This is a genomic window from Mycobacterium paraffinicum, assembly GCF_025822865.1.
Classification (GTDB): Bacteria; Actinomycetota; Actinomycetes; order Mycobacteriales; family Mycobacteriaceae; genus Mycobacterium; species Mycobacterium paraffinicum.
This window is the reverse complement of the sequence record NZ_JACKUR010000016.1, coordinates 100,650-119,683: the sequence shown is the minus strand read 5'-3', so window position 1 is coordinate 119,683 and position 19,034 is coordinate 100,650. Positions and strand designations below refer to the sequence as shown.

Below are 19,034 nucleotides of genomic sequence, written 5' to 3'. Positions count from 1 at the left end.
TGAGACGACAGACGGGGGTGGTGGATGACCGGTTCGAAGGGCGCCGTCGCGGTCATGGGTGCCGGGGCGTGGGGCACCGCGCTGGCCAAGGTGCTCGTCGAGGCCGGTGAGCCCGACGCGGAGGTCATGCTGTGGGCCCGTCGATCCGACGTGGCCGACCGGATCAACGCCACCCGCTCCAACCCCGACTATCTGCCCGGCGCGATACTGCCGGCGAACGTCCGCGCGACCACCGACGCCGCGGAGGCGCTGGGCTTTGCCTCGACGGTGCTGCTGGCTGTTCCCGCGCAGACGATGCGCGCCAACCTCGAAGGATGGGCGCCGCTGATACCCGACGGCGCCACCCTGGTCAGCCTGGCCAAGGGCATCGAGCTGGGCACGCTGATGCGGATGAGTCAGGTCATCGTTTCGGTGACGGGTGTCGATGCCTCTCAGGTCGCGGTCGTCTCGGGGCCCAACCTGGCCAGCGAGATCGCCGAATGTCAGCCCGCCGCCACCGTCGTCGCGTGCAGCGACTCCGGGCGCGCGGTCGCCCTGCAGCGCATGCTGAGCACCGGGTATTTCCGCCCGTACACCAACAGCGATGTCGTCGGCACCGAGATCGGCGGGGCGTGCAAGAACGTCATCGCGCTCGCGTGCGGCATGGCGGCCGGCGTGGGGCTTGGCGAGAACACCGCGGCGGCGATCATCACCCGGGGCCTGGCGGAGATCATCCGGTTGGGTATCGCGCTCGGCGCCAAGGGCGCCACGCTGGCCGGCCTGGCCGGGGTGGGCGACCTGGTGGCGACCTGCACGTCGCCGCAGTCGCGCAACCGGTCCTTCGGTGAACGCCTGGGTCGCGGCGGGACGATGGAATCGGCGATGCAGGCCCGGGAAGGGCACGTCGTCGAGGGCGTGACGTCGAGCGAGTCGGTGCTGGCGCTCGCGTCCAGTTACGACGTCGAGATGCCGCTCACCGACGCCGTGCACCGGGTCTGTCACAAGGGGTTGTCGGTGGACGAGGCGATGGCCCTGCTGCTGGGCCGCAGGACCAAGCCCGAGTGACTGCCGCGCGGCGACCGAAACCCCAGCTAGCGGCCCGCCGCCCGGCCGGTGTGCCGCACAACCGGTAGCCTCTCCAGGTTGTGAGTGCCAGCGCAAGCCGCGTGCGCGTCGCCGTCGTCTTCGGCGGGCGCAGCAACGAGCACGCCATCTCGTGCGTGTCCGCGGGCAGCATCCTGCGCAATCTCGACCCCGAGCGGTTCGAGGTGGTCGCGATCGGCATCACCCCGCAAGGGTCGTGGGTGCTCACCGACGGCGACCCGGAGGCGCTGGCCATCAGCGACCGGCGCCTGCCGGAGGTGACCGCGCAGTCGGGCACCGAACTGGCCCTGCCGGCGGATCCGCGGCGCAGCGGCCAACTGGTCTCCCTGTCGTCGGGGGCCGGCGAGGTCCTGGCGTCCGTCGACGTGGTGTTCCCGGTGCTGCACGGTCCGTACGGAGAAGACGGCACGATCCAGGGTCTGCTGGAGTTGGCCGGCGTGCCCTATGTCGGCGCCGGCGTCCTGGCCAGCGCGGCGGGCATGGACAAGGAGTTCACCAAGAAGCTGTTCGTCGCCGAGGGGCTGCCGGTCGGTCCGTACGCGGTGCTGCGCCCGTCGCGGTCGACCCTGCGACCCGATGAGTGCGCGCGGCTGGGTCTACCGGTGTTCGTCAAACCCGCCCGGGGTGGCTCCTCGATCGGCGTCACCCGGGTGGCGCGCTGGGAGGACCTCGCCGCCGCGGTCGCGGTCGCGCGCCGGCACGACCCGAAGGTGATCGTGGAGGCGGCGATCACCGGTCGTGAGCTGGAGTGCGGCGTGCTCGAAATGCCCGATGGCACAATAGAAGCCAGCACGCTGGGCGAAATCCGGGTGGCCGGGGTGCGGGGGCGCGAGGATTCGTTCTACGACTTCGCCACCAAATATCTGGACGACGCAGCGGAATTGGACGTGCCGGCAAAGGTTGACGACGACATCGCCGACACCATCCGGCATTTGGCGATCCGGGCGTTCAACGCCATCGACTGCCAGGGATTGGCCCGGGTCGACTTCTTCCTCACCGACGACGGGCCGGTGCTCAACGAAATCAACACGATGCCCGGGTTCACCACGATTTCGATGTATCCGAGGATGTGGGCGGCCAGTGGCGTGGACTACCCGACCCTGCTGGCGACCATGGTCGAAACGGCGTTGGCCCGGGGCGTGGGCCTGCGCTAACCTGCCGCCGGTCCGGGGTTGATGGGCACCGCCGCGATGGTGCGGTCGACCACCTCGGAGAGTTGTTGGATCGGGGTCGGGCCCGATCCCGACGGCAACGTGAGCGCTACATACACCGGCCGATCCACCGTGTACCAGGTCGACCTGCCCGCGTCACCGGCGGATTGCTGTTCGGGTCGCACGGCGAACCACTGCACGCGGTCGACGACCTGAATCGGAGATCCCACGACGAACTCGGCGGGACGGTCGAGTCCGCAGCGCAGCACGACGGGCTCGCCGTCCGGCCCGGCCCGCCACGCGGCGGCGCCTTGCGGCGCCGGTTGGGCGACGGGCGCGCGCTGGTAGTCGCCGAGCCGCTGCGGCAGCGCCCCGGCCAGTGCCCGGCATGCGGGGCTGTCGGCCTGCGGCGCCGGGGCGGCGGGCACGGCGACCGGTTGCGGCGGCGCCTCACGATTCGCCGCGATCACCAGGATCACGCCGATCGCCAGGACGGCCACCGCGACCGCCGCGATGATCACCGCGGGCGGCGGCCCCGTGTCGACGGCGGGGCCGGTATCGGGGTCGGTCGTCACCGCCGCGTACCTCCTATCTCTGGCACAGCGGTGCAGGGTTCTACACTGGCGCGGGCCGCTCGCGCGGGCAGTAAACCAACTTACCGCAGGTCGGCGACCCGTCAGAGGCCCACGCAGGGGACGAAGGCGCCGGAGGAGGTGGCGTGCGCGACGACGCATCGGAACCCACGTTGCAGCAGCTCGGGGAGTTCGCCGTCATCGATCGTTTGGTGCGCGGCCGCCGGCAGCCGGCCGAGGTGGCGGTCGGGCCGGGCGACGACGCGGCGGTGGTGCAAGCCAGGGACGGCCGCATCGCGGTGTCGACCGACATGCTCGTGCAGGATCGGCATTTTCGGCTGGACTGGTCGGCCCCCCGCGACGTCGGCCGCAAGGCCATCGCCCAGAACGCCGCCGACATCGAGGCGATGGGGGCGCGGCCGACGGCCTTCGTGGTCGCGTTCGGCGCGCCCGGTGACACCCCGGCGGCCGACGTCGACGGACTGGTCGGCGGCATGTGGGACGAGGCGCAGCGCATCGGCGCGGGCATCGCCGGCGGCGATCTCGTCAGCTGCCCACAATGGGTGATCTCCGTGACGGTGCTGGGTGACCTCGACGGCCGCGCGCCGGTGCTGCGGTCCGGGGCGAAAGCGGGCTCGGTGATCGCGGTCGCCGGTGACCTCGGCCGCTCGGCGGCCGGACTTTCGTTGTTCGGCAAGGGGATTGAGGGATTCGATGCGCTGCGCCGCCGGCACCTGGTTCCCCAGCCGCCCTACGGGCAGGGCGTGGCGGCGGCCGCCGGGGGAGCGCAAGCGATGATCGACGTCTCCGACGGCCTGGTCGCCGACCTGCGGCACGTCGCCGAGGCATCGGCGGTGGCGATGGACCTGTCCACGGCGGCGCTGACCGCGGACCACGACGCACTGACCGCTGCGGCCGCCGCCACGGGCGCCAACCCATGGTCGTGGGTGCTCGGCGGCGGCGAAGACCACGCCCTGGTGGCCTGTTTCGCCGGCCCCGCGCCCGCCGGATGGCGGATCGTCGGACGGGTTCTCGAGGGAAACGCCGAAGTCCTTGTCGACGGACAACAGTGGACCGGCTACGCCGGCTGGCAGTCATACGACCGTTAGGGTGACGCGATGAGCCTTGATGCTTCGAAAGGACCGGTGGCGACCGCGCGGCCGTTGAGCGAACTCGTCGAGCAGGGTTGGGCGACCGCGCTGCAGCCGGTGGCCGATCAGGTCGCCGCGATGGGCCAGTTCTTGCGGGCCGAGATCGCAGCTGGACGCAGGTATTTACCGGCGGGGTCGAATGTGTTGCGCGCGTTCACGTTTCCCTTCGACAGCGTCCGGGTGCTGATCGTGGGGCAGGACCCGTACCCGACGCCGGGGCACGCCGTGGGCCTGAGCTTTTCGGTGGCACCGGACGTGCGCCCATTGCCGCGCAGCCTGGCCAACATCTTCGACGAGTACGCCGCCGACCTCGGGCATCCGCAGCCCTCGTCCGGCGACCTGACGCCGTGGGCCGAGCGCGGGGTGATGCTGCTGAACCGGGTGCTCACCGTACGACCGAGCAACCCCGCCTCGCACCGGGGGAAGGGCTGGGAGGCGGTGACCGAGTGCGCGATCCGTGCGCTGGCGGCGCGCTCGCAGCCGATGGTGGCGATCCTCTGGGGCCGCGACGCCTCGACGCTGAAACCGATTCTGGCCGAGGGCAATTGTGTGGCGATCGAGTCGCCACACCCGTCGCCGCTGTCGGCGTCTCGGGGATTCTTCGGGTCGCGTCCGTTTAGCCGCGCCAACGAACTGCTCACGGGCATGGGCGCCGATCCCATCGATTGGCGACTGCCTTGACCGAGATGAGGGCTTTGCGGGCGCACCACCGGGGTGGCCCGGAGCAGCTTGTGGTCGAGCGGGCGCCCGCGCCGGCCCCGGCCGCGGGCGAAGTCTTGCTGGCCGTCCACGCCGCCGCCATCACATTCGACGAGTTGACGTGGGACGAGACCTGGACCCGAGACGGGGTGAGCCGGACGCCGGTGATTCCATCGCATGAAGTATCGGGCGTGGTCTCCGAAGTGGCCCCGGGCGTGACGGACGTCGCGCCCGGCGACGAGGTGTACGGGCTGATCCCGTTCGACCGGGACGGTGCGGCGGCCGAATTCGTCTGCGTCCCCGCGGGGGACCTGGCCGCCAGGCCTTCGACGGTGTCGCACGCCGTCGCCGCCGCGCTGCCGCTGGCCGGCCTCACCGCCCTGCAGGCCCTGGCCGACCACGCCGGCGTGCGCCCGGGTGAGGCCGTGCTGGTGCACGGTGGCGCGGGCGGGGTGGGCGCCTTGACGGTTCAGTTGGCCGCGATGCTTGGTGCGCGCGTCACCGCCACGGTGCGCAGCGGTGCCGGTGACCTCGTCCGGGGATTCGGTGCCGTCCGGGTGATCGACGTGCGCACCGAGACATTCGAGGACGCCGATTATGACGTCGTGATCGACACCGTCGGCGGTGAGACGCTGGACCGATCGTTTCCGGTGCTCCGCCCGGGCGGGCGGCTGGTCACCCTGTCGGCGCCGCCGCCGGCGGGCGTAGCCGACGAATACGGCGTCACGGCAATCTTTTTCATCGTCACGCCGAATCGGGATCAGCTGGTCGAGCTTGCGGCGCTGGTTGACCGGGGACAGTTGCGGGTGGAGATCGCCGAGACGTTCCCGCTCGAGCAGGGCCGCGAGGCGTTCGAAAGCGGCGGCCGCCCGGGCCGGCGGCCCGGCAAGACGGTCATCGTGGTTCGGGATTGACGACGGGGGACACGGGCTGTGTACGACCTGGAAGACACCATTCGGCAGCGACATTCGACGCGGATGTTCCTGCCCACCCCGGTGCCGCGCCACCTGGTGGAGGAATCGCTGGAGCTGGCCATCCGCGCGCCGTCGAATTCGAACGTGCAGCCATGGCACATGGTGTTCGTCTCCGGTGCGGCCCGGGACCGGTTGGTCGCCGCCATGCTGGAAAGGGCGCGCGCCGAACCGCCTAACGTCCCGCAACTGCCCGCCGCGTTCGCTCATTTCCGGAGCGACACCGGCGCACACGTCTACGGCGCGATGGGCATTGCCCGCCATGACAGCGAGGCCCGGCGCATCGCCGTGTTGCGCAACTGGGAGTTTTTCCGGGCGCCGCTGGGCGGCATCGTGTGCATGCACCGCGACCTCGGTTACGCCGACAGCATGGGTGTCGGCATGTTCCTGCAGACGTTGTTGCTGGCGTTGACCGCACGCGGATTGGGCACCTGCGTGCAGGTGGCCATCGCCGGTTATCCCGACGTCGTGCGCGAGCAGCTCAATATCCCCCCGGAGCTGAACATCCTGTGCGGGCTGTCGATCGGCTATTCCGACCCCGATTTTCCCGGCAACAACCTGCACATCGGGCGCGACCCCGTGGACCGGCACGCCGTGTTCCTCGACGAGTGACCTACGAACCCTCGAAGTTGACGTCCTTGGTGACGGCTTTCCACTGTTCGATCGACGACGACAGCGCGGCGATCTTGTCGCGCATGGCCTTGAGCACGTCGCGGCCCAGCAGCAGCCGCAGCGGTGGCTCGTCGAGCGTGGTCACCATCAGCACCGCCTCGGCGACCTTCTTCGGATCACCGGGGAGATGATCGGCGAACTGCCTGATCAGGTCCTTGCGCGCCGCCACGTCGACGTAATCGGCTATCGGAGTGCCCGACTCCTTCATCGACCGCGTCGCCCAGTCGGTGCGGAAGGCGCCCGGCTCGATGGCGGTCACCTTGATCCCGAGCGGCCGCACCTCGGTGGCCAGCGCCTCGGTGATCGCCTCCAGCGCGAATTTCGTCGACGAGTAATACGCGTTGGGCGGGTTGGCGACCAGACCGGTCATCGACGACATGTTGACGATGTGCCCGGAGCCGCGGGCACGCATGGCCGGCAGCACCGCCTTGATCATGTTGACCGCACCGAAGTAGTTGACCTCGAACAGCTTTCGAACCTCGGCGTCCTCGCCCTCCTCCACGGCGGACAGGTAGCCGTGGCCGGCGTTGTTGACCAGGACGTCGATGCCGCCGAAAGCTGCATCGGCCGCCGACACCGCCGCCGCGATCTGATCGGCGTCCGTCACGTCGAGCGCAACGGCCAGCGCCCGGTCGCCGAACTCGTCGACGAAGTCGCGCACCGAGTCGGCCCGCCGCGCGGTCACCACCGCGCTGTGGCCCGCTTCCAGTGCGGCGCGCGCGATTTCGCGCCCGAAGCCGGTGGAGCATCCGGTGATCAGCCAGCGCGACATCGCTAGATCGCCCCTTCCGGCAGGCGCCGCAGATACGCGGTTCGCCGAGCCGCGAGTTGGGCGGCCCGTTCCTGCGAGCTCACGCGCGGCAGGTGCGGCACCTCGGCGTCCAGCCGATCCAGCTTGACCACCCGCCCGCGGGCGCCTAGGTCTTCGCGGGGACCCGCCTCGCCGAATTCCGCCATGCGCAAAGTCAAGATCCCCTCGCGCAGGCCGTCGGAGTCGATCCAGTTGGCCACGCCGGGATCGGCCGGCGCGATCACGTAGGTGTAGCTGCCGTCCTCGTTGGCGACCGATTGCGCCTTGTTGAGGCTGCCGGTGCGGTCGAGGATGTCCAGCGTGGTGCCCCAGATGTTGCTCAGCGGCACCGTGAAGTACTCGGCGCCACCGTCGTTGAGGTCCACCACGAACGCCTCGTCGGGTGCGAGATCGAAACGGCCCATGACGTAGACCTGGTTGCGCATCGCGCCGACCTTGTCGGCCGACCACGCCAGGTCGAAATGGTTGGCGGGCATCTTGTACACGCCGTGGCTGAGTTTGCCGGTGAAGTTGGCGAAGTACTCCATCATCGCCGCGGTGGCCCCGGCCTGCTCGTCGAGCGTGCGTGCTGGTGTCGCGGGCGGCCCCCCGAGCCGTTGCACCGCAAGGTAATTCGGGTCGTCGCGGCCCCAGTCCAGCAGCACGTCTCGGATGTAGAACTCGTGCGCCGCGGGGGAGGCCTGCACGTGGTTGGGCCGCCCGCCGGCGGCGTCGGCGTCCACGGTGATGGTGAAGCTGCCGTCGGAGTCGACCCGCAGGGTGCGTCCGTTCAGCACGTCGACGGTGCCCATGTGGGCATCCCAGAGCGTGAAGTAGTTTTCGGTCATGCGGTGTTCACCCACCCGGCCGTGGATTTCGTAGCGTTCGTCACCGGAGATCGGGATCACCCGGTACACGCTGTCGGGATTGTCGATGCCCCAACGTGACCCGGGGATGCGCCGGCCGTCGACGGGATGCGCCAGCCGGGTGATGCAGCTGACCTTCGGCCTCAGCTTGTCCTGGTTGGACGACCACACCGCCGCCGAGAACATCACCTCGGCGAACGCGTCGTCGAACCGCTCCCGCATCGCGTCGGACGCCTTGGCGCGACCCAGCCAGGTGTCGGCCACCGCCCGATAGGCGGCCTTGACGGTCGGGTGCTCGATCAGGTCCAGGGCGGCCAGTTCCTGCTCGTGCTGGGATTTCGTCGCGACGGGGTCATCACGCATGCGCTGTTCCTCCGATGTATTGCTCAAAACGATTGGCACACAACGTGATCAGAACTTCAAATGCTGACTGACGTCGCCGACCTGATCGACGAACATGGTGCGGCTGTCGAACCGCCAGGCGCCGTCCACCCGCGCAAACGTGTCCTTGTAGTGCCCGGTCACGATCACCTGCAAGGGCAGGTCGGGGGTGGCCTGCGTGACGCAGTAGTAGGACGTGCTGCGGGCGGTACCTTCGGCCTCGTCGATGTGCAGCTGCACGTTGGTGGTGTTGTGTTTGGTCTTGGGGGTGCCGTCGGAGTAGATGCGGGTGGCCATCTCATACATCTCGCGCACCCGGGCGGCCCCGGCGAACACCGTCTCCGGTGGGCCGTCCTCCACGCCGCAGATGCGGCCGTGCTCGAAGAGCCGGGCGACCCCGTCCAAATCGCCCCCGTCGAGAAGCTCGGCGTAGGTGTAGATGAGGTTGGTGATTTCGGTTGCGCTGTCACTCATGTGGAACCACCTTTGTGCCCATCTCCTCCGCTTCCGCGAACAATGGTGGCAGAACCGGTCCAATTTACATAGAACCGACCATTACTCTTGATCGCCGTGACGTTACCTTGGACGCCGAGCCGGCTCGGCAACATGACCGGCAAGCGAATCGTCGTGACCGGAGCGACCAACGGGGTCGGACTGGGCACCGCCCGTGCGCTGGCCGAAGCCGGCGCGCACGTGATCCTGGCGGTGCGCAACACCGAGCTGGGCGAGCAACGCGCTGCCGAGATGGGCGGCTCGACGTCGGTGGCCAGGGTCGACCTCGCCGACCAATCGTCGGTGCGCGCCTTCGCGCAATCGATCGACGACGACATCGACATCCTGATCAACAACGCCGGCGCGCTGACCGACCGCCGCACCGACACGGTCGACGGATTCGAGATGACCCTGGGCACCAACCTGCTCGGACCGTTCGCCCTGACCAACCTGCTGCTGCCCAAGGTGCGCACGCAGATCATCAACGTCGGCTCCGACGCACACCGGTCGGCAACGCTGCGCATGGACGACCTGCACCTGCGCCGGCACAAGTGGACCCGGCTGGGCGCCTACGCGCAGTCGAAGCTCGCGGTCATGCTGTGGGGACTGGAGCTGGACCGCCGGTTGCGCGCCGCCGGCTCGCCGGTCGTCACCCACCTCACCCACCCGGGCTGGGTCGCCTCGAACCTGTCGCAGCTCGGCGACTCGCCAGTGATGGCGGCGGCGCACAAAGTGGTCAAGCTGGTGGCCGACCGGTTGGCCAACGACATCGACGAGGGCGCGGCGCCCACCCTGTATTGCATCAGCGAACCGATTCCGCCGGGCAGCTACGTCGGGGTCACCGGTAGGTTCGGCCTGCGCGGCGGCCCGGTGCTGATCGGCCGTTCGCAGGGCGCCTGCGACTACGACACGGCCGCTCGGCTGGTGGCCTTCGCCGAAGAACAAACCGGCACGAAGCTGGAGGTATAGCCATGGGTGAACTCGACAACAAGGTCGCCGTCATCACCGGTGCGGCGCGCGGGCAGGGCCGCAGCCACGCCGTCGCCCTGGCCGAACAGGGCGCCGACATCATCGCGGTGGACATCTGCGCAGATATTGACGCGATTCCCTACCCGCTGGGGACCAAATCGGATCTCGACGAGACCGCGCGACTGGTCGAAGCCGCGGGCCGCAAGGTGGCGCCCGTCGTCGCCGACGTCCGCGACCTGACGCAACTGGAGGCCGCGGTCCAAAGCGGAATCGACGATCTAGGGGAGGTGGACATCGTGATCGCCAACGCCGGCGTGGTGGCGATCGGTGACCCGGAAGCCCATTCCGAACCGGTGTTCAACTCGATCGTGGACACCAACCTCAAGGGGGTGTGGCACACGTTGTTGGCGACGGTCCCGTCGCTCATCCGCAAGGGCCAGGGCGGGTCGATCGTCCTGGTCAGCTCGTCGCAGGGGCTGACCGGCCGGGGCGGCGACGGCAGTGCGGCGATGTTCGCCTACGCCGCGTCCAAGCACGGGGTGGTGGGCTTGATGCGGTCAGCGGCCAATGCCTATGCGCGACACAAGATTCGGGTCAACTCTGTCCACCCGAGCGGCGTCATGACGCCGATGATCCTCAACGACTTCGTTGTCAACCGGATGCTGGAGAACCCGAACCCGGCCGTCTCCCAGATGCTGCTGCCCGACGTGCCGTTGGTCGAGGCGCAGGACGTGACGGAAGCGGTGCTGTGGCTGGTCGGTCCCCGCGCCCGCTACGTGACGGGCGTGTCGATACCCGTCGACGCCGGGCACGTCGTGATGTAGCGGCGGACTAGCCCCGATGGCGGCGACCCGTCCCCCAGCTCCGCGGGGGTGCCCCCAGCGCCCGGCTACGCCGCGCTTGCGATCGCCTCTAGCCCCGATGGCGGCGACCCGTCCCCCAGCTCCGCGGGGGTGCCCCCAGCGCCCGGCTACGGCGCGCTTGCGATCGCCTCTAGCCCCGGACGACCTTGCCGGCCTTGATGCAGGACGTGCAGACGTTCAGGCGCTGCTTGTTGCCGCCCGGGCGGGTGACAACGTGCACGGTCTGGACGTTGGGGTCCCACCGGCGGCTGGTGCGGCGGTGGGAGTGCGACACCGACTTACCGAAGCCGGGGCCTTTCCCGCAGATGTCGCACACAGCGGCCATGGTTCAAGCTCCTCAAATCTCGGGGGTCCGGCTCGGCGGTCTGACACGTGGCCGGGACAGCCCGGGCTGACCGGGCCCAATCAGGATACCGATTGTCCTGGCAACCACCAAAACGATCGCCGCCGCTGTCGCCCTGTCTGGCTAGGCTCAATGGGTCGGATCGCCCCGCCGGCGGGTGGTGGTCACGGGCAGCCGTTGCCCGGGCCGCCGAGCTACGCTGGCGCCCACCGGGAGCTGGGTGTGGAGGAGGTGGGTAACACTGGGAGCGTCGGAGCGTCTGCTGGACGCGATCACCTTGCGGGACTGGGCGCACACCGCCGTCAGCGACCTGATCACCCACATCGATGAGATCAACCGGCTCAATGTGTTTCCGGTTGCCGATTCCGACACCGGCGCGAACATGCTGTTCACCATGCGCTCGGCGCTGGCCGAGGCCAACGCGGGCGTCAATTCCGAGGGCGGCTCGGCCTGCGTCGCCCGGACCGCCGCGGCGATGTCGGCCGGTGCGCTGAACGGGGCCCGCGGCAATTCCGGTGTGATCCTGTCCCAAATCCTGCGGGGCATCGCCGACGTCACCGCCCTCGCGGCCACCGATTCCGGCGGTGAGCTGCCCCACATGGACTCGGCCATCCTCGGGGCGTCGTTGCGCCGCGGCGTGGACCTGGTCATCACCTCGATGGGCGGGGACGAGGTCCCGGGGACCATCGTCTCGGTGCTGCGGGCCGCGGCCGCCGCCGTCGGGGAGTGCGCCCAGGCCGGGGAAGGGCTCGCCGCGGCGATCATCGCCGCCGGCGATGCGGCGGTCGTCGCGCTGGAGAAGACCCCCGAACAGCTCGACGTGCTCGCCGACGCCGGTGCCGTGGACGCCGGCGGGCGGGGCCTGCTGGTCCTGCTGGACGCCCTGCGCACCACCGTCACCGGCCAGGCGCCAGCCCGAACCGTGTACGAGCTCTCGCCGCGGGCGGCGCAACCGGAAGGCGCCGCCGAGCGGCCGGCACCGCAGTTCGAGGTGATGTACCGGCTGGACGGATGCGCTCCGGCCGCGGCGGACGCGCTGCGCGACCGGCTCGGGGAGCTGGGCGACTCCGTGGGCATCGCCGCCGCGCCGTCGTCGGCCGATTGCACGTACTCGGTGCACGTGCACACCGACGACGCCGGCGCAGCGGTCGAGGCGGGGCTCGCCGCGGGGCGGCTGAGCCGCATCGTGATTTCGGCGTTGAGCTCCGGGGGCACCGGGCTGCCGGCCGGCGGCTGGACACGGGAACGCGCCGTGCTGGCCGTGGTCGACGGCGACGGTGCCGCCGAGCTGTTCGGCGGGGAGGGTGCCTGTGTTCTGCAGCGCGATCCGGCCGCCAACGAACCCAACATCAGCGCCCACCAGCTGATGCGGGCGGTGGTCGACACCGCTGCCGCGCAGGTGATGGTGCTGCCCAACGGCTACGTGCCCGCCGAGGAGCTGGTGGCCGGATGCACCGCGGCCATCGGGTGGGGTATCGACGTGGTGCCGATCCCGACGGGGTCGATGGTGCAGGGGCTGGCCGCGCTGGCCGTGCACGAAACCGGCCGGCAGGCGGTGGACGACGGCTACACGATGGCCCGCGCCGCCGGCGCGGCCCGGCACGCATCGGTGCGCATCGCGACTGAGAGCGCGTTGACCTGGGCGGGCCGCTGCCAGCCGGGCGACGGCCTGGGGATCGCCGGGGACGAGGTGCTGATCGTGGCCGCCGACGCGGTCGCGGCGGCCATCGGCCTGCTCGATCTGCTGCTGGCCTCCGGCGGCGACCTGGTGACGGTGCTGGTCGGCGCCGACATCGACACGGAAGAGAACGCGGCGGCCGTGGGCGACATCCTGGAAAAACACATGCACGACCACCACCCGGGAACCGAACTCGTCACCTACCGCACCGGCCATCGCGGGGATGCGCTCTTGATCGGGGTCGAGTAGCTGTGGCGTCGCTGGGGGACCGGCTGGACTTCGTGGTGGGTGCCAAGGCCGCCGACCAGCTTGACGAGGAGTTGGGCATCCGGACCGTCGACGATCTGCTGCGCCACTATCCGCGCAGCTATACCGAGGGCGCGACCCGGTGGGACGCCGACGATCAACGACCGCCGGCCGGCGAGCACATCACCATCGTCGACACGATCACCGAGACCAAGACGTGGCCGATGAAAAAGACCCCGAAGAAGCTGTGCCACCGCATCACCCTCGGCGCCGGCCGAAACAAGGTGACCGCGACGTTCTTCAACGCGAACTATTTGAAGAAGGACCTGACCGAAGGCACCAAGGTGATGCTCTCCGGGGAGGTCGGATTCTTCAACAACGTCATGCAGCTGACGCACCCGGCGTTCCTCATCCTCGACTCACCGGACGGCAAGAACCGGGGCACCAGCTCCCTGAAGAACATCGCCATCGCCTCGCAAGCCACCACCGGCGAGGTGCAGATGGCGGCCTTCGAGCGAGCCTTCTTTCCGATTTATCCGGCGACCACGAAGTTGCAGAGCTGGGACATCTTCAGGTGCGTACGCCAGGTGCTCGACGTCCTGGATCCGGTGGACGACCCGCTGCCCGCCGACCTGCGCGGCCGTTACGGCCTGATCTCCGAAGAGCAGGCGTTGCGCGACATCCATTTGGCGGAAGTCGAGGCCGCGCGGAGGCGGGCGCGGGAGCGCCTGACGTTCGACGAAGCCGTCGGGCTGCAGTGGGCGCTGGTCGCGCGGCGGCACAGCGAGCTGTCGGAATCTGGCCCCCCAGCGCCGGCGCGGCCTGACGGCCTGGCCGCGGAACTGTTGCGGCGGTTGCCGTTCGAGCTGACCGCCGGGCAGCGCGAGGTGCTCGACGTGTTCGCGCAGGAGCTGTCGGCAACCCGGCCGATGAACCGCCTGCTCCAAGGTGAGGTCGGCTCGGGCAAGACCATCATCGCGGTGCTGGCGATGCTGCAGCTGGTGGACGCCGGTTATCAGTGTGCGCTGCTCGCCCCCACGGAAGTCCTTGCCGCCCAACACTTGCGGTCGATCAACGACGTGCTCGGCCCGTTGGCGATGGCGGGCCAGCTCGGCGGTGCGGACAACGCGACCCGCGTCGCCCTGCTCACCGGTTCGATGACGGCGGCGCAGAAGAAGCATGTCCGGGACGAAGTGGCAAGCGGTCAGGTCGGGATCGTCGTCGGCACGCATGCGCTGTTGCAGGACGCGGTGGAATTCCACCACCTGGGCATGGTGGTGGTCGACGAGCAACACCGGTTCGGTGTCGAACAGCGAGACCAGTTGCGCGCCAAAGCCCGTCCCGGCGTCACCCCCCACCTGCTGGTGATGACGGCGACGCCGATACCGCGCACGGTCGCGTTGACCGTCTACGGCGATCTGGAAACCTCGACGCTGCGCGAGCTTCCGCGCGGACGCCAGCCGATCACCAGCAACGTCATCTTCGTCAAGGACAAGCCCGCGTGGCTCGAGCGCGCCTGGCGGCGCATCATCGAAGAGGTCGCCGCCGGGCGCCAGGCCTACGTGGTGGCGCCGCGCATCGACGAGACCGACGACGCCGAGAAGCAGGAGCAGAACGTCAGACCGTCGGAAACCGCCGAGGGTCTCTACGCCCGGCTGCGTTCCGGCGAGCTGGCCAACCTGCGTCTGGGGCTGATGCACGGGCGGTTGTCCGCCGACGAGAAGGACGCCGCGATGGCGGCGTTTCGGGCCGGTGAGATCGATGTGCTGGTGTGCACCACCGTCATCGAGGTGGGTGTGGATGTTCCCAACGCCACGGTGATGCTGGTGATGGACGCCGACCGCTTCGGCATCAGCCAGCTGCACCAGCTGCGCGGTCGCATCGGCCGCGGCCAGCATCCCAGCCTGTGCCTGCTCGCCAGCTGGGTTTCGCCGGAGTCGCCGGCGGGCCGGCGGCTCTCCGCGGTCGCCGCCACCTTGGACGGGTTCGCGCTCGCCGACCTGGACCTCAAGGAGCGCCGGGAGGGAGACGTGTTGGGCCGCAACCAGTCCGGTCGAGCGATCAATCTGCGCTTGCTCTCGTTGGCCGACCACCGCGACGTCATCGAGGCCGCGCGCGACTTCTGCGTGCGGGCCTACGCCGATAATCCGGCCAACCCCGAATTGGCTTTGCTGGCAGCGCCTTTCGTGAACACTGACCGGATCGAATACCTGGACAAGTCGTGAATCGCAAGGCGCTGCTGTGGTTGAGCGCGGTCGCGGCGCTCGCGCTGCTGGTGGCCTACCAGACGGTCGGATCGTCGACCACCAGGCACGCCGCCGAATACGCGGCGCGCGCCGACGTCCCCACGGTGCAACCCGGCACCGATGTGCTCGCGGGCATCGCGGTGCTGCCGCTGCGCGCACACCGGTACGACTACCGCAGGGCGGCGTTCGGCGACGCGTGGGACGACGACAACGACGCCCCGCTGGGGCACAACGGCTGCGACACCCGCGACGACATCCTCAACCGCGACCTCGTCGACAAGACCTATGTGTCGACCAAACGGTGTCCGGACGCGGTGGCCACCGGCACCCTGCACGACCCGTATACCAACACAACGATCGCGTTCCAGCGCGGCGCCAAGGTCGGCGAGGCGGTGCAGATCGACCACATCGTCCCGCTCGCCTACGCGTGGGACATGGGTGCCTTCGCCTGGCCGGCGGGCGAGCGGCTGCGGTTCGCCAACGATCCGGCCAACCTGCTGGCCGTGCAGGGACAGGCCAATCAGGACAAGGGCGACGCGCCGCCGGCGCTGTGGATGCCGCCGAATGCCGCGTTCGCCTGTCAGTACGCCATGCAGTTCATCGCCGTGCTGCGCGGCTATTCGTTACCGGTGGACCAGCCGTCGACTCCGATATTGCGTCAGGCGGCCGCCACCTGCCCGGCGGGCTAGGTCAGGTGCCGTCGTAGGTGTTCGGATCCGGGCGCAGCCGGGTGCCGTCGTTGAGCCCGTTGATGGCGTCCATGTGCTCGGCGGCCAACTCAAAGTCGAACACATCGAGGTTCCCGGCGATGTGCTCGGGATTGGCGGACCGGAAGACGACCGCGTTGCCCAGCTGCAGGTTCCACCGCAGCAGCACCTGCGCCGGCGTCTTGCCGTATTCGCCGGCAACGGAAGTCACCGTCGGGTTGTCGTTCAGCTTGCCGAGCGCCAGCGGCGTGTAGGCCTGGGTAACCACGTTGTGTTCGGCGTTGGTCTTGCGCAGCGCTTCCTGGTTGAGCAGCGGGTGCAGCTCGACCTGGTTGACCACCGGGGTCACAAAGCTCAGGTCGATGACGTCCGTCACGTGGATGTCGGTGAAGTTCGAGACGCCGATCGAACGCGCGAGCCCGTCGCCGCGGCACTGGATGAGCCCGCCGAAGGAATTCACGTATTCGCCTCGCGCCGGGACCGGCCAGTGGATCAGGTACAGGTCGACATAATCCAGGCCCAGCCGTTCCAGGCTCTCCTTGCAGGCCTCCATGGATCGCAGGAACCCGTGGTCGGCGGTGGCGAGTTTGGTGGTGACGAACAGTTCGGCGCGCGGAATCCCGGAGGACGCAATCGCGCGGCCGACGGCCGCTTCGTTGCCGTAGGCCGAGGCGGTGTCGATCAGCCGGCAGCCCATCTCCAGCGCAGCGGAGACCGCGCGCTCGGTCTCGTCCTCCGACAAATCCGCGACGCCGAGCCCAAGGACGGGCATCGTGTTTTCGTCATTCAGAGCTATCGAGGGCACGGCAACGCCCGACTCGCCAGCCAATGTATTCACCTGCCTATGAAATTGAACGTTCGTGGACCAAACCGGATGTCGTCATCGAGCGAGGAGATCGACGCCATTCCATCGGCGCGATATTACCGGGCTGCAAAATACCACCTCGTCAAACGCCGGGGCGGGGCGCGCAGTGTTATCGGACCCTGGTCTGCATTTCGCATAATCGTGACCACGTAGTGTTGGTCACACGGCGCACCGGAACCGGCAAGTGCCCTGTCGGTCGCCCAGCGCGCCCGGCACCAAGGGCACTGATCGGTGGGCGCCGGAGCCGGAAGGCTCCGAGACGACGGCGGGCAGCGTCGAGCGTTACGACGTTTTATTCGAGGGAGTACCCATGACCAAGAGCGTGCCCGCGCCGGACCTGCACCTCGGCGTGAAGCACACGCCCATGCGCCTGGCCAGTCGCATGCAGGGCGCGGTCTCCACGATCGGGGTCAAGGTCATTCCGTGGATCCCGACCCCCGCCAAGCGCGCGCTGTTCGGTGGCCGCTCGGTGACCATCGACGGCAACACACTTGACCCGACGCTGCAGCTGATGCTCTCCGGTCTGCGTGCCGTCGGCATCGACGGCCTGGTCGTCGACGACGACCCGGGCGCGTCCCGCGCCCAGATGCGCCAGCTGTCGCTGGAGCTTCCCGGGCCGCAGATCCACGTCGACGTCCAGGAGCTATCGCTGCCGGGGCCGGCCGGCGAGATCCCGGCGCGGCACTACCGCCCCGCCAACGGCGCGTCCGCGCCCGTGCTGGTCTTCTACCACGGCGGTGGATGGTCGATCGGCGACTTGGACTCCTACGACGCGCTGTGCCGGTTGACGTGCCGTGACGCCGGCATCCACGTGCTGTCGATCGACTACCGGCTGGCTCCCGAGCATCCGGCGCCGGCCGCGGTCGAGGACGCGTACGCCGCCTTCAGATGGGCATACGACCACGCCGGGGAGCTCGGCGCCGCGCCAGGCCGCGTCGCGGTCGGCGGCGACAGTGCGGGCGGCAACCTGGCCGCCGTCGTCTGCCAACGGGCGCGCGACGAGGGCGACCCCGCCCCCGTGCTGCAGTGGCTGATCTACCCGCGGACCGACTTCACCTCGCAGACCCGCTCGATGGGCCTGTTCGCCCGTGGGTTCCTGCTGACCAAGCGCGACATCGATTGGTTCGAGTCGCAGTACCTCAGGCGTTCGGGCATCGACCGGGCGGACCCGCGGGTATCGCCGCTGCTGGCCGAGTCGTTGGCCGGGCTGGCGCCCGCGCTGATCGCGGTCGCCGGTTTCGACCCATTGCGCGATGAAGGCGAGAGCTACGCGGCGGCCCTGCAGGCCGCCGGGACCGCGGTCGATCTGCGGTGCATGGGGTCGCTGACGCACGGCTTCGCCAATCTGTTCCAGCTCGGCGGCGGCAGCGCCGCCGCGACCACCGAGTTGATTTCGGCGTTGCGTGCCCACCTGAGCCGGGTCTGACCTGTTGCGCGGTCGCCGCCGGTAATCTAGAGGCGCCCACGAACGAGTGACGTCCACCAACGAACGACACCCCGAGCACCGAAGGATCACGGAAACTGTGGCCGACAAATCCAAACGCCCCCCGCGCTTTGACATGAAGGCTGCCGACGGCAAATCGGGCCGACTCGTCCAGATCGGCGGGACCGCCGTCGTCGTCATCTTCCTCGTCGCGCTGGTCTCCTACATCGTGGTCACGCACCACAAGAAGACCGCCGCCATCGGCGCGGGCGACACGGTGCGGGTGACGTCGAGCAAGCTGGTCACCCAGCCCGGGACGAGCAACCCCAAGGCCGTGGTCACGTTCTACGAGGACTTCCTCTGCCCGGCCTGCGGCAACTTCGAGCGCACCTTCGGCCCGACGGTGTCCAGGCTGATCGACGTCGGCGCCATCGCGGCCGACTACTCCATGGTGTCGATTCTCGACAACTCCAGGAACCAGAACTACTCGTCGCGCGCGGGCGCCGCGGCCCTGTGCGTGGCCGACGAGTCCCTCGACGCGTTCCGCCGATTCCACACCGCGCTGTTCACCACCGACCTGCAGCCCAGCGAACGCGGCACCAGCTTCCCCGACAACGCCAGGTTGATCGAGCTCGCGCGCGAAGCCGGCGTCGTGGGCAAGGTGCCCGACTGCATCAACAGCGGCAAGTACATCGCCAAGGTCACGGGTGAGGCGGCGGCCGCGAAGATCAATGCCACGCCGACCATCAAGATCAACGGCGACGATTACGACCCGTCCACGCCCGATGCGCTGGTCGCCAAGATCAAGAGCATCGTGGGCGATGTGCCGGGCATCGACGGCGCCGCGACCCCCCCGGCCACGTGAC

The 19,034-nt window shown here is 69.3% G+C and carries 19 protein-coding genes; 13 read left to right on the top strand and 6 right to left on the bottom strand.

The features are described 5' to 3' along the window. Nucleotides 1-24: 24 nt before the first annotated feature. Nucleotides 25-1,044: an NAD(P)H-dependent glycerol-3-phosphate dehydrogenase gene (locus tag H7J89_RS05755; protein ID WP_264037338.1), complete on the top strand. Its 1,020-nt coding sequence runs from the start codon at nt 25-27 to the stop codon at nt 1,042-1,044. An 80-nt stretch (nt 1,045-1,124) separates the two neighbouring features. Then, nucleotides 1,125-2,237, top strand: a complete 1,113-nt coding sequence (locus tag H7J89_RS05750) for a D-alanine--D-alanine ligase family protein (RefSeq protein WP_264037337.1) — start codon at nt 1,125-1,127, stop codon at nt 2,235-2,237. On the opposite strand, the gene H7J89_RS05745 is transcribed toward H7J89_RS05750, so the two are convergent. Further along, nucleotides 2,234-2,809, bottom strand: coding sequence for a DUF3515 domain-containing protein (locus H7J89_RS05745; RefSeq protein ID WP_264037336.1), 576 nt, complete (start codon nt 2,807-2,809; stop codon nt 2,234-2,236). The genes H7J89_RS05750 and H7J89_RS05745 overlap by 4 nt on opposite strands. A 143-nt stretch (nt 2,810-2,952) precedes the next feature. Here H7J89_RS05745 and H7J89_RS05740 point away from each other — a divergent pair, with 143 nt between their 5' ends. Genes H7J89_RS05740 through H7J89_RS05725 form a run of 4 tightly spaced genes read left to right on the top strand, consistent with a single transcriptional unit; the run spans nt 2,953 to nt 6,239 of the window. After that, the gene (locus H7J89_RS05740; protein ID WP_264037334.1) at nt 2,953-3,915 is read left to right on the top strand and encodes a thiamine-phosphate kinase; all 963 of its coding nucleotides are present in this window, start codon (nt 2,953-2,955) and stop codon (nt 3,913-3,915) included. Between the two features lie 9 nt (nt 3,916-3,924). Then, nucleotides 3,925-4,638 (top strand): uracil-DNA glycosylase, encoded by a 714-nt coding sequence (locus tag H7J89_RS05735; RefSeq protein WP_264037332.1) that lies wholly within the window; start codon nt 3,925-3,927, stop codon nt 4,636-4,638. A 5-nt stretch (nt 4,639-4,643) separates the two neighbouring features. Continuing rightward, entirely contained in the window at nt 4,644-5,570 is a 927-nt protein-coding gene (locus H7J89_RS05730) for an NADP-dependent oxidoreductase (RefSeq protein ID WP_264040068.1), read from the top strand. 18 nt (nt 5,571-5,588) lie between these two features. Further along, the gene (locus tag H7J89_RS05725; RefSeq protein WP_264037330.1) at nt 5,589-6,239 is read left to right on the top strand and encodes a nitroreductase; all 651 of its coding nucleotides are present in this window, start codon (nt 5,589-5,591) and stop codon (nt 6,237-6,239) included. A 1-nt stretch (nt 6,240) separates the two neighbouring features. Here H7J89_RS05725 and H7J89_RS05720 read toward each other — a convergent pair whose 3' ends face one another. The 3 genes from H7J89_RS05720 to H7J89_RS05710 are packed head-to-tail and all read right to left on the bottom strand — an operon-like array spanning nt 6,241 to nt 8,810. Then, nucleotides 6,241-7,071 carry an oxidoreductase gene (locus H7J89_RS05720; protein WP_264037328.1) on the bottom strand — a complete coding sequence of 277 codons (831 nt, stop codon included), beginning with the start codon at nt 7,069-7,071 and terminating at the stop codon, nt 6,241-6,243. A gap of 2 nt (nt 7,072-7,073) precedes the next feature. Beyond that, on the bottom strand, nt 7,074-8,318 hold the full coding sequence (locus H7J89_RS05715; RefSeq protein WP_264037326.1) for a hypothetical protein: 1,245 nt from the start codon (nt 8,316-8,318) through the stop codon (nt 7,074-7,076). Nucleotides 8,319-8,366: 48 nt separating this feature from the next. Beyond that, nucleotides 8,367-8,810: a nuclear transport factor 2 family protein gene (locus H7J89_RS05710; protein WP_264037324.1), complete on the bottom strand. Its 444-nt coding sequence runs from the start codon at nt 8,808-8,810 to the stop codon at nt 8,367-8,369. Nucleotides 8,811-8,906: 96 nt separating this feature from the next. On the opposite strand from H7J89_RS05710, the gene H7J89_RS05705 reads away from it, so the two are divergent. After that, complete coding sequence (locus H7J89_RS05705; protein WP_264037322.1) at nt 8,907-9,797, top strand: SDR family NAD(P)-dependent oxidoreductase; 891 nt, start codon at nt 8,907-8,909, stop codon at nt 9,795-9,797. 2 nt (nt 9,798-9,799) lie between these two features. Beyond that, nucleotides 9,800-10,621, top strand: coding sequence for a mycofactocin-coupled SDR family oxidoreductase (locus H7J89_RS05700; protein WP_264037319.1), 822 nt, complete (start codon nt 9,800-9,802; stop codon nt 10,619-10,621). 169 nt (nt 10,622-10,790) lie between these two features. Here the strand turns inward: H7J89_RS05700 and rpmB are convergent, their stop codons facing one another. After that, nucleotides 10,791-10,985 carry a 50S ribosomal protein L28 gene (gene rpmB / locus H7J89_RS05695; protein WP_046185726.1) on the bottom strand — a complete coding sequence of 65 codons (195 nt, stop codon included), beginning with the start codon at nt 10,983-10,985 and terminating at the stop codon, nt 10,791-10,793. Between the two features lie 259 nt (nt 10,986-11,244). Here rpmB and H7J89_RS05690 point away from each other — a divergent pair, with 259 nt between their 5' ends. The 3 genes from H7J89_RS05690 to H7J89_RS05680 are packed head-to-tail and all read left to right on the top strand — an operon-like array spanning nt 11,245 to nt 15,862. Beyond that, nucleotides 11,245-12,930: a DAK2 domain-containing protein gene (locus H7J89_RS05690; protein ID WP_264040059.1), complete on the top strand. Its 1,686-nt coding sequence runs from the start codon at nt 11,245-11,247 to the stop codon at nt 12,928-12,930. Between the two features lie 2 nt (nt 12,931-12,932). Next, nucleotides 12,933-15,152 carry an ATP-dependent DNA helicase RecG gene (gene recG / locus H7J89_RS05685; protein WP_264037316.1) on the top strand — a complete coding sequence of 740 codons (2,220 nt, stop codon included), beginning with the start codon at nt 12,933-12,935 and terminating at the stop codon, nt 15,150-15,152. Then, nucleotides 15,149-15,862, top strand: coding sequence for an HNH endonuclease family protein (locus H7J89_RS05680; protein WP_264037314.1), 714 nt, complete (start codon nt 15,149-15,151; stop codon nt 15,860-15,862). Before recG ends, H7J89_RS05680 begins: the two co-directional genes overlap by 4 nt. Nucleotide 15,863: 1 nt before the next feature. Here the strand turns inward: H7J89_RS05680 and H7J89_RS05675 are convergent, their stop codons facing one another. Then, the gene (locus H7J89_RS05675; protein ID WP_264040051.1) at nt 15,864-16,709 is read right to left on the bottom strand and encodes an aldo/keto reductase; all 846 of its coding nucleotides are present in this window, start codon (nt 16,707-16,709) and stop codon (nt 15,864-15,866) included. 346 nt (nt 16,710-17,055) lie between these two features. Here H7J89_RS05675 and H7J89_RS05670 point away from each other — a divergent pair, with 346 nt between their 5' ends. Both H7J89_RS05670 and H7J89_RS05665 read left to right on the top strand, forming a co-directional pair. After that, complete coding sequence (locus tag H7J89_RS05670) at nt 17,056-18,171, top strand: alpha/beta hydrolase (RefSeq protein WP_264037312.1); 1,116 nt, start codon at nt 17,056-17,058, stop codon at nt 18,169-18,171. A 97-nt stretch (nt 18,172-18,268) separates the two neighbouring features. Continuing rightward, on the top strand, nt 18,269-19,033 hold the full coding sequence (locus H7J89_RS05665; RefSeq protein ID WP_264037310.1) for a DsbA family protein: 765 nt from the start codon (nt 18,269-18,271) through the stop codon (nt 19,031-19,033). The last annotated feature ends 1 nt before the right edge of the window (nt 19,034 follow it).

Bases quoted from the DNA above. Each gene is read 5' to 3' on its own strand.
- H7J89_RS05715 (WP_264037326.1), bottom strand. From the start codon at position 8,318: ATGCGTGATGACCCCGTCGCGACGAAATCCCAGCACGAGCAGGAACTG.
- H7J89_RS05700 (WP_264037319.1), top strand. From the start codon at position 9,800: ATGGGTGAACTCGACAACAAGGTCGCCGTCATCACCGGTGCGGCGCGC.
- rpmB (WP_046185726.1), bottom strand. From the start codon at position 10,985: ATGGCCGCTGTGTGCGACATCTGCGGGAAAGGCCCCGGCTTCGGTAAG.
- H7J89_RS05730 (WP_264040068.1), top strand. From the start codon at position 4,644: ATGAGGGCTTTGCGGGCGCACCACCGGGGTGGCCCGGAGCAGCTTGTG.
- H7J89_RS05735 (WP_264037332.1), top strand. From the start codon at position 3,925: ATGAGCCTTGATGCTTCGAAAGGACCGGTGGCGACCGCGCGGCCGTTG.
- H7J89_RS05710 (WP_264037324.1), bottom strand. From the start codon at position 8,810: ATGAGTGACAGCGCAACCGAAATCACCAACCTCATCTACACCTACGCC.
- H7J89_RS05755 (WP_264037338.1), top strand. From the start codon at position 25: ATGACCGGTTCGAAGGGCGCCGTCGCGGTCATGGGTGCCGGGGCGTGG.
- H7J89_RS05720 (WP_264037328.1), bottom strand. From the start codon at position 7,071: ATGTCGCGCTGGCTGATCACCGGATGCTCCACCGGCTTCGGGCGCGAA.
- H7J89_RS05670 (WP_264037312.1), top strand. From the start codon at position 17,056: ATGACCAAGAGCGTGCCCGCGCCGGACCTGCACCTCGGCGTGAAGCAC.